We start from the raw sequence: 7420 nt of genomic DNA, 5'->3' as shown, positions 1-7420 counted from the left end.
TGCCCAAACTCCTCATGCGCCCACAGCGAAGCTACTGCTGCCGTCATCTCCTTCCTCATGACTCTATAAGTCATGGAATGCGGCGCACCATTCCCCCGGTTGGCCAAATGTGGCTAATGCTCAGCTCCCAGAGGGAGAGGGAGCTTGCACGGGTTCAACTCGAGGGGCTCGATACCCTCACCCCGTCCCTCTCCCGGCGGGAGAGGGGTGTTTGGGGTCGTTCAGGAGTGTGGATCGGTCTGGGCCGGCTCGGATGCGTCCGGCGTCGAGTCCGTGTCCGCCAGCAGCAGCGCCTTCATCTTCTCCAGGCTCTTGCGCGTCTTGTCCACGAACGCGTTCTGCGAGCCGATCCGCTCCGCCGCCTCCAGCGTCCGCTCGTAGATGTTGATGGACTTGGTCAGCAGCACCCGCACCTTCTTGCGCAGCTCCTCGCGGTACACCTGCGCCTCCTCCGCGTCCAGCTCCGCCGGCGCCGGCGAGTTCACCAGGTGCTCGTACAGGTTCTCGTACATCGTCCCGATCTGCGAGCCCGCCGCCGTCGCCCAGTGGCCGTTGCCCACCCGGATCGATCGCAGGTAGTGCCCCTGTGCTGACAGCAGCAGCTCGGCCTTGTAGTTCAGGTCGTTCGCCAGCGCGTCGCTCCCCTTGGCCGGATCCAACTTCACCGTCTCGTAGTGCAGCCGGTAGATCTCCCCGATGAAGAAGTGCGCCTGCGCCGGGAAGTAGTCCTCCACCTCGTCCTTGTCCGACAGCCCCTCGTACGTCCCCAGCGCCTTGCGCAGCGTGGTCTCCGCCTTCTCCGACTGTCCGGACTCCAGCTCGCACACGCCCTGCTGCACTTGCGCCTCCAGGCGCTTGCCCACCGGCAGGTCATCGCGCGCCGCGATCGTCGACAGCACCTTCGCCGCGTCCGCGAAGCGCTCCAGGTGGTAGTGCGTCTCCGCCAGGCGGAAGGCCGCGTCCAGTGCGTCTCCCGTGCCCTTCTCCGCGTCCGCCAGCTCCGAGAAGCGCAGGTTCGCGTCCTCCCACTGCTCCAGCCGCTCGTGCGCCAGGCCCGCGTTGTAGAGCGCCGCCCTCCGGTGCTGGCTGTCCGGGAAGAAGTCCGCCAGCCTCCCGAAGTAGCGCGCCGCCTTGGCGAAGTCGTTCGCCGCGAACGCCGACGTGCCTCCCGCGAACAGCTCCTCGTCATTGAGCGACGCCAGCTCCAGGTCCCCTGTCACCGTCACCGGCTCGAACTGCACCTGATGCCTGGGCGTCTCCGCGTCTCGCACCGCCGTGCCCGTCGTCCTACATCCCACCAGGCCCACGACTCCCACCAACACCCACTTGCGCCAGGTGGCTGACATGTATGTCCTCCGCTCCGAGTCTCGTCAGGGGGCCCCTCTGGGGCCGTCCGCGTTTCCTGCCTCCAGGACAGCAACTGCCGCCCCGGAGTTCCCAAAACGGGTCCCAGCTTAACCTCCACCTGGCTTTCCTGCCCGTATGGCACGTCGTCCAGCGAGTGGGCGGGCGGAACGGTGGACACTCGGAGGAGCAACGATGTTGGCCTGTCTGGACGTGGATTACCGACCCGAGGTCACCGTGGCCGCCTGTGTGCTCTTCCGGGACTGGGGGGATGCCACCGAGGCCTCTCACCTGGTGGAGCGAGGCCCTCCCGCCGAGCCCTATGAGCCCGGGCAGTTCTACCGCCGGGAGCTGCCCCACCTGTTGAAGGTGCTCGCCGCCGTGCCGGAGCCGCTCGAGGCCGTGGTCATCGATGGGTACGTGTGGCTCGGCGAGGAGCGGCCTGGGCTCGGCGCGCACCTGTACGAGGCGCTCGGGCGGCGCCTCCCCATCATCGGCGTGGCGAAGACGGCGTTCCACGCCCATGTGGCGGTGCCCGTGCTGCGGGGGGAGAGCCGGCGCCCCCTGTTCGTCACGGCGGCGGGGATGGAGGCCAGCACCGCCGCCGGGCACGTCCAGAGGATGCACGGGGCCTCGCGCATCCCCACGCTGCTGGGCCGGGTGGACCGGCTGTGCCGCGACTCCTGACCGCGTTCAGCGGGACGCGAGCAGCCGGCGGCGCGCCACCAGCGGAATGAGCGCCAGCAGCCACCCCAGCGCCGCCGAGGGAGAGGTCGCTCCGCAGCCGCAACCCTGGGGCTCGGGTTGGACGACGACGTTGAAGGAACAGCTGCGCTTGTTGCCAGCCGCGTCTGTCGCCTTGACCTCCACGGAGGTGGAACCGTTGGGGAAGGTGCTCCCGGACGCGATGCTGTACTCCAGCACCGGCGAGGACACCGCGTCCGTGGCCGTGGCGGGCGGGTAGTCGACCTTCGCCTCACCCGGGGCCTCCACCCTTACCGTCTCCGGGCACCGCAGGTCAGGCGCGGTGGTGTCCTGGACGGTGATGGAGAAGGTGCACGTGGAAGCGGGGTAGGCCGGGTCGGACGCGGTGAGCGTCACCTGGGTCGTGCCCATCGGGAACAGGCTCCCCGAGGCGATGCTGGTGCTGACCGGCAGCGAGGCAGAGACGTCTCCGGCCCGCTGGAAGGCGGGGAAGTCCACGCGGGCGCCCTCCGGGCTCGTGGCCTCCACCGCGGGCAGGCCGATCGGACACTCGACGGGCGCCAGTGGCAGTGCCCAGGGCTCCCGGCCCTCTCCTCCGTCGTTGACGAAGAAGAGCCGCTTGCCTGCCTCCACGAAGGTGGCCAGGGAGTAGGCGTTGGGATGGTTCATCTCACCGAGCTCGAGCGGTTGTACCAGGCCCGTTCCCTCCACCGTTCCATCACTCCGCCACAACTCCCACCGGGCGCGCGCGGGGGCGTAGAGGGTCAGGTACAGCCGTCCCCTCACGTTTCCCATGGACCCGAGGGTCGGATAGTCGTTCCCCGAGACGGGGAGGAGCTGCCGGACGAGGCTCGTGCCCTCCACCGTGCCGTCGCTCTTCCACAGCTCGAAGCCTCGGCCGGACACCAGGAAGAGCGTACCGTCGACCCCCACGAGCGCCTCCGGGCTCTTCGTCTTGGAGAAGAGCTCCGGGAAGGGCTGGGTCCCGGCCTCCGTCCCATCGCTCCGCCACAGCTGGAGCGGGAGATTTTTGGAGGAGAGTGGTTGCAGGAGGAGGAAGAGCTTCCCGCTCACCGCCGCCATGCTCCGCACCCCGGCCGCGTTGATGCTCGCGTCCTTCTGCAACAGGAGCTTCACCCGTGCCGTTCCGGCCGCAGTGCCGTCGCTCTTCCACAGCTCCAGACGCTCCGAGAAGTCGCCGACGATGAAGAAGAGGGTCCCGTTCATGACCACCGGGTGGTTGATCTTCCCCGAGAAACCGGTGAAGAGCTCCTTCACGCGCACCGTGCCCGCGGCCGAGCCATCGCTCTTCCACAGCTCGGCGTGGGTGTTGTCCCAGACGGTGAAGAAGAGCGTTCCGCCGAAGTCCACCAGCGCGGAGAGGATGGAGGGGGCGCCCGTGGGGCTGGAGAAGGTGCGGAGCTGCACCGTGCCCGCATTCGTCCCGTCGCTCGTGACAAGGGTCTGGCCCTGGGTGAAGAAGAGCTTCCCGTTCACGGCGGTCAGGTCGTCTGTGCTGTAGGCGTTGAGGCGCGTCGTGCCAGCGGCCGAGCCATCGCTCTTCCACAGCCTCCTGCTGTTGGACCCATCGTTGGCGCTGAAGAAGACCGTGTTTCCGACGGCCACCAGGTGCTCGGGATCCGAGCCCGCGCGGGCCGGCACGGTGTCCCGGATGAGCACGGTGCCCGCGGTCGTGCCGTCACTCTTCCAAGGCTCGAGGCCGTGGACGCCGTCATCGGCCCAGAAGAAGAGCGTCCCATTCACGTCCACCGCGAGGGTCTCTTGGATGGACGAGTTGCCGTCGGAGATCCGCAGGGGGCCGTCCTTCACGAGCCCCGTGCCACTCTCCGTGCCGTCGCTCTTCCACAGCGCGTAGTCGGTGCTACCGGGGTTGCAGCTGATGAGGAAGAACGCCGCGTTTCGTGTGCTCGCCAGCTCGTACGGGGTGCCGAAGCTGGTTTCAGGACAGGGGTCCATGACGAGCCCCGTGCCGCCCTCCGTGCCGTCGCTCTTCCACAGCTCGCTCCCCTGGTCGCTCCGCCAGGTGGAGAAGACGACTCCTCCCGGTGTCGCCATCAAGGAGGAGAGGGGGTAGTCGAGGCTCGCGACGTGCACCGTCCCGTCCTTCGTCCCATCACTCGCCCACAGCTCTTCCTCGCTCGAGAAGAAGAGCCGCCCGTTCGAGGCCACCAGGGACGCGAAGCTGTCGACATCCTCCTTGAGCGGGAAGGTTCCCTCCCCGGTGCCGTCGCTCCTCCACAACGAGTCATCGATGGCGTTGAATTCGTTGACCAGGAAGAAGAGCGTGCCGTTGACGGGCACCAGCTGGAGGGTGGTGAGCTCCGAGGCCGATACGTGCTTCAGCGGCGCCGTACCGGAGGCCGTGCCGTCGCTCTTCCAGAGGTGGACGCCCGCGCTCGTGGTGGCGGAGAAGAAGAGCGTGCCATTCATGGCCACCAGCCCACGAGCGGAGGTGAACGCGTCGCTCTGGAGGGGGACCGTCCCGGCCGCGGTGCCATCGCTCACCCAGAGCGAGGTGTTGGTGAGCAGGAAGAGCCGGCCGTTCACCACCGCCGTCGCCACCACCTGGGGCATGTCGTCCCGGATGCTGATCGTGCCCGCCTGCGTTCCATCGCTCTTCCACAAGGCGTGATTGAGGCCGTCGTAGAAGAACAGCGTCCCGCCCACGTCCGTGAGGAACCTGGCGCTTCCGAAGTCGTTGGCGCTCCGTACGAGCACCGTGCCCGTTTCCGTCCCATCGCTCTTCCACAGGCCCGCGCTGGGGCCGCTCTCGCGAATGAAGAAGAGCGTGCCGTTGACGACCACCACCGCCTCGGGCCGTGAGCCCTGCCCCAGGGGATTGATGTCGCGCACCAGGTACGGCTCGCCAGTGGACAGCGCCCGGCCGTCCTCGCGGAGCGCGGGTGCGTTCACGTCATCGACGGCGGATGGACCACACCCGGCCAGCAGCCCCGGCAGGAGCGCCAGCACGAGGGCCACCGGCCCCCGGAATCCTCTCTGTTGCATGTTTCGAACTCCCCCCTCGCGCCGGCCGGCCCACCCACGGCGCGAGACCTCCGGACCCGTGAGGGCCCTCGGAGGTGCCTCTACTCTGTCGGGTCAGGAGTTCCCGCTCAAGCCTCGAAACAATTTGAAACGGCGGAGCCTCACCGCCGGGCCTCTGCCGCGGGGAGCGCGGCGGGGGAGGGGAGCGCTTCGTCCCCGATGAGGTAGCGCGCCGTGCGCCACAGGGCCCCGATGTCGTGCACGTCCAGCTCGAAGCGCGGCACCTGGATGAGCGGGGTGCCGTCGCACGCCGCTTGAATTTCCGCGATGCCCCGGGCGTCCTGCTCCGCCAGCACCGTCAGCTCCCGCAGCGTCTCCTCCACCTTCGCGCGCCGGGCGGGAATCAGGCCCTTCGCCTCCTCCCACAGCGCCTGCGCCGGCATCGGGTGCACCCGGTTCACCACCACCGCCACCACCTCCATCCGGTTCTGCTTCAGCAGCCGGTGGAAGTGCGTCACCTCGTCCAGGCGCTCGCGTCCGGGGCTCGTCACCAGCACGAAGCCCGTGGACTCCGCCTCCAGCAGCTCGCGCACCCCGCGCGCACGCTCCCGGAAGCTCTCGTTCATCGGGGCGATGGCCATCATGAAGCCCGCCAGCTCCTGCAGCGTCTCCGTGCCCGTGAACTTGGAGATCGTCTTCGCCACGTAGCTGCTGCCCAGGCTGAAGAGCGACAGGCCAATCTTCCCCGCCGCGAGCGCCGGCGTGAGCAGCCACTTGGCCGCCTCGTTGTCGAGGAAGTCCAGCACCCGGTTGGGTGCCTCGAGGAAGTCCAGCGCGTGCGCCGTGGGCGGCGTGTCGAGCACGATGAGCTCGTAGTTCCGCTTCGTGCGCAGCTCCCACAGCTTCTCCATCGCGATGTACTCCTGGCTGCCCGCGAGGGCGCTGGAGAGCGACTGGTAGAAGCGGTTGGAGAGGATCTTCTCGCGCTTGTCCGGTGGGGCGTACTTGAGGATGAGGTCGTCCCACGTCTGCTTCATGTCCAGCATCATCGCGTGCAGGCGCCCCCGGGGCTTCACCCCGAGCGGCTCCAGCGCGGACGGCGGCACCTCGGCCTCCACGTTGCCCAGCGCGTGCAGGCCCAGCGAGTTGGCCAGCCGCTTGGCCGGGTCGATGGTGCACACCAGGCTGCTGCGCCCGTCCACCGCCGAGCGCAGCGCCAGCGTCGCGGAGATGGTCGTCTTGCCCACGCCACCCGAGCCCACGCACACCAGCACGCGCTTCTTCGCCAACGCCTCGGAGAGCGCGTTCATGTCCCCGCCTTCCCCGTCACCAGCGGCTCCAGGTGGCCCATCACCTGCTCGATGGCCTCGCGCCCGAAGCCCGGCGTGAAGATGCGCGGCACCTGGTACACCGGCACGTGCAGGTTGCGCTCCAGCTTCACCTCCGCCAGCACCGTCTGCGCCGCCCGGTCATGGTGCGCCCGAGCCACCCGCAGCAGCTCCGGGTGGTCCACCAGCGCCTCCAGGTCGTCCTCGGTGAAGCGCTCGGGGAAGGCCGCGTTGAGCACCGCCGCGTGGGTGCGCACCCGCACCTGGTCGCGCAGCGCCGCGTGCAGCTCCAACGTCTCGTTCACCGGCATCTCCTCGGGCAGCGACACCAGCACCGCCGCCGTCGTCGCCGGGTCCTCCAGGATGTCCCGCATCTTCATCGCCTCGCGCGTCATCGGCCCGGGCGGCAACGTCTGCAACAGCACCTGCGGCACCCTGAGGAAGGTGATGGCGTGGCCCGTGGCCGGCGCGTCCATGACGATGCTGTCCCACAGCGGCTGGCCATCCGGCCGCTTCTCCTGCGCGTGGAAGAGGATCTTCCCCAGCAGCACCAGCTCCTGCAGCGAGGGGATGAAGCGCAGGAAGTAGCGCACCACCTTGTTCTCGAAGACCGTCTTGTAGAGGGTCTCGAAGCGCAGGACCATGAGCGCGTACTCGCGCATGGCCTCCTGGGGCCGGACATCGACCGCCCACAGGTTGTCCTCCAATTTCGTCACCTGGGGGCCCACGGGCTGATGCCCGAGCAGGCGGCTGACGCGCTCCTGGGTGTTGATCTCACACACCAGGGTGCGCCTGCCGGCGCGCGCCGAGCGCAACGCCAGCGCCGCGGCGATGGTGCTTTTGCCCACGCCGCCCTTTCCGGAGACGATCCACAACCTCTTGTCGAGCAGGCCGACCATCGAGAGCGGCGAACCGTAGGGATGCCCCTCCCCCCTGTCAACGCGCTCTGTCACTTGAATGCCATCTCTTGACACGTCGCGTCGTGTCCTTCCAGAGTTCGCGCGTTTCTTCCAGGACTTTCCGTACCCCCATGAATT

Annotated in this window: 5 protein-coding genes; 1 reads left to right on the top strand and 4 read right to left on the bottom strand. The window is 68.4% G+C overall.

Annotated features, from left to right (window positions below):
• Nucleotides 1-221: 221 nt before the first annotated feature.
• A complete protein-coding gene (locus NR810_RS38555) occupies nt 222-1346 on the bottom strand; it encodes a tetratricopeptide repeat protein (protein ID WP_257459925.1) in 1125 nt (374 codons plus the stop codon).
• Nucleotides 1347-1539: 193 nt separating this feature from the next.
• Between NR810_RS38555 and NR810_RS38550 the strand changes: the two genes are divergently transcribed.
• A complete protein-coding gene (locus NR810_RS38550) occupies nt 1540-2031 on the top strand; it encodes an endonuclease V (protein WP_257459924.1) in 492 nt (163 codons plus the stop codon).
• Nucleotides 2032-2037: 6 nt separating this feature from the next.
• Here the strand turns inward: NR810_RS38550 and NR810_RS38545 are convergent, their stop codons facing one another.
• The 3 genes from NR810_RS38545 to NR810_RS38535 all read right to left on the bottom strand — a co-directional run bounded on the left by NR810_RS38545 (nt 2038) and on the right by NR810_RS38535 (nt 7282).
• A complete protein-coding gene (locus NR810_RS38545; RefSeq protein WP_257459922.1) occupies nt 2038-5076 on the bottom strand; it encodes an ELWxxDGT repeat protein in 3039 nt (1012 codons plus the stop codon).
• 140 nt (nt 5077-5216) lie between these two features.
• Nucleotides 5217-6365 (bottom strand): ArsA family ATPase, encoded by a 1149-nt coding sequence (locus NR810_RS38540; protein WP_257459920.1) that lies wholly within the window; start codon nt 6363-6365, stop codon nt 5217-5219.
• Complete coding sequence (locus tag NR810_RS38535) at nt 6362-7282, bottom strand: ArsA family ATPase (RefSeq protein WP_257459946.1); 921 nt, start codon at nt 7280-7282, stop codon at nt 6362-6364. The genes NR810_RS38540 and NR810_RS38535 overlap by 4 nt, the downstream gene beginning before the upstream one ends.
• Nucleotides 7283-7420: the final 138 nt, after the last annotated feature.

The sequence above is a fragment of the Archangium lipolyticum genome (assembly GCF_024623785.1).
In the GTDB taxonomy this organism is placed as follows: domain Bacteria; phylum Myxococcota; class Myxococcia; order Myxococcales; family Myxococcaceae; genus Archangium; species Archangium lipolyticum.
The sequence above is the reverse complement of the archived record's forward strand: the minus strand, read 5'-3'. Positions and strand labels throughout refer to the sequence as shown.

What these genes read in the sequence shown, in the direction of transcription:
- NR810_RS38555 (WP_257459925.1), bottom strand. Translation starts at nt 1,346, where the DNA reads ATGTCAGCCACCTGGCGCAAGTGGGTGTTGGTGGGAGTCGTGGGCCTG.
- NR810_RS38550 (WP_257459924.1), top strand. Translation starts at nt 1,540, where the DNA reads ATGTTGGCCTGTCTGGACGTGGATTACCGACCCGAGGTCACCGTGGCC.
- NR810_RS38545 (WP_257459922.1), bottom strand. Translation starts at nt 5,076, where the DNA reads ATGCAACAGAGAGGATTCCGGGGGCCGGTGGCCCTCGTGCTGGCGCTC.
- NR810_RS38540 (WP_257459920.1), bottom strand. Translation starts at nt 6,365, where the DNA reads ATGAACGCGCTCTCCGAGGCGTTGGCGAAGAAGCGCGTGCTGGTGTGC.
- NR810_RS38535 (WP_257459946.1), bottom strand. Translation starts at nt 7,282, where the DNA reads ATGGTCGGCCTGCTCGACAAGAGGTTGTGGATCGTCTCCGGAAAGGGC.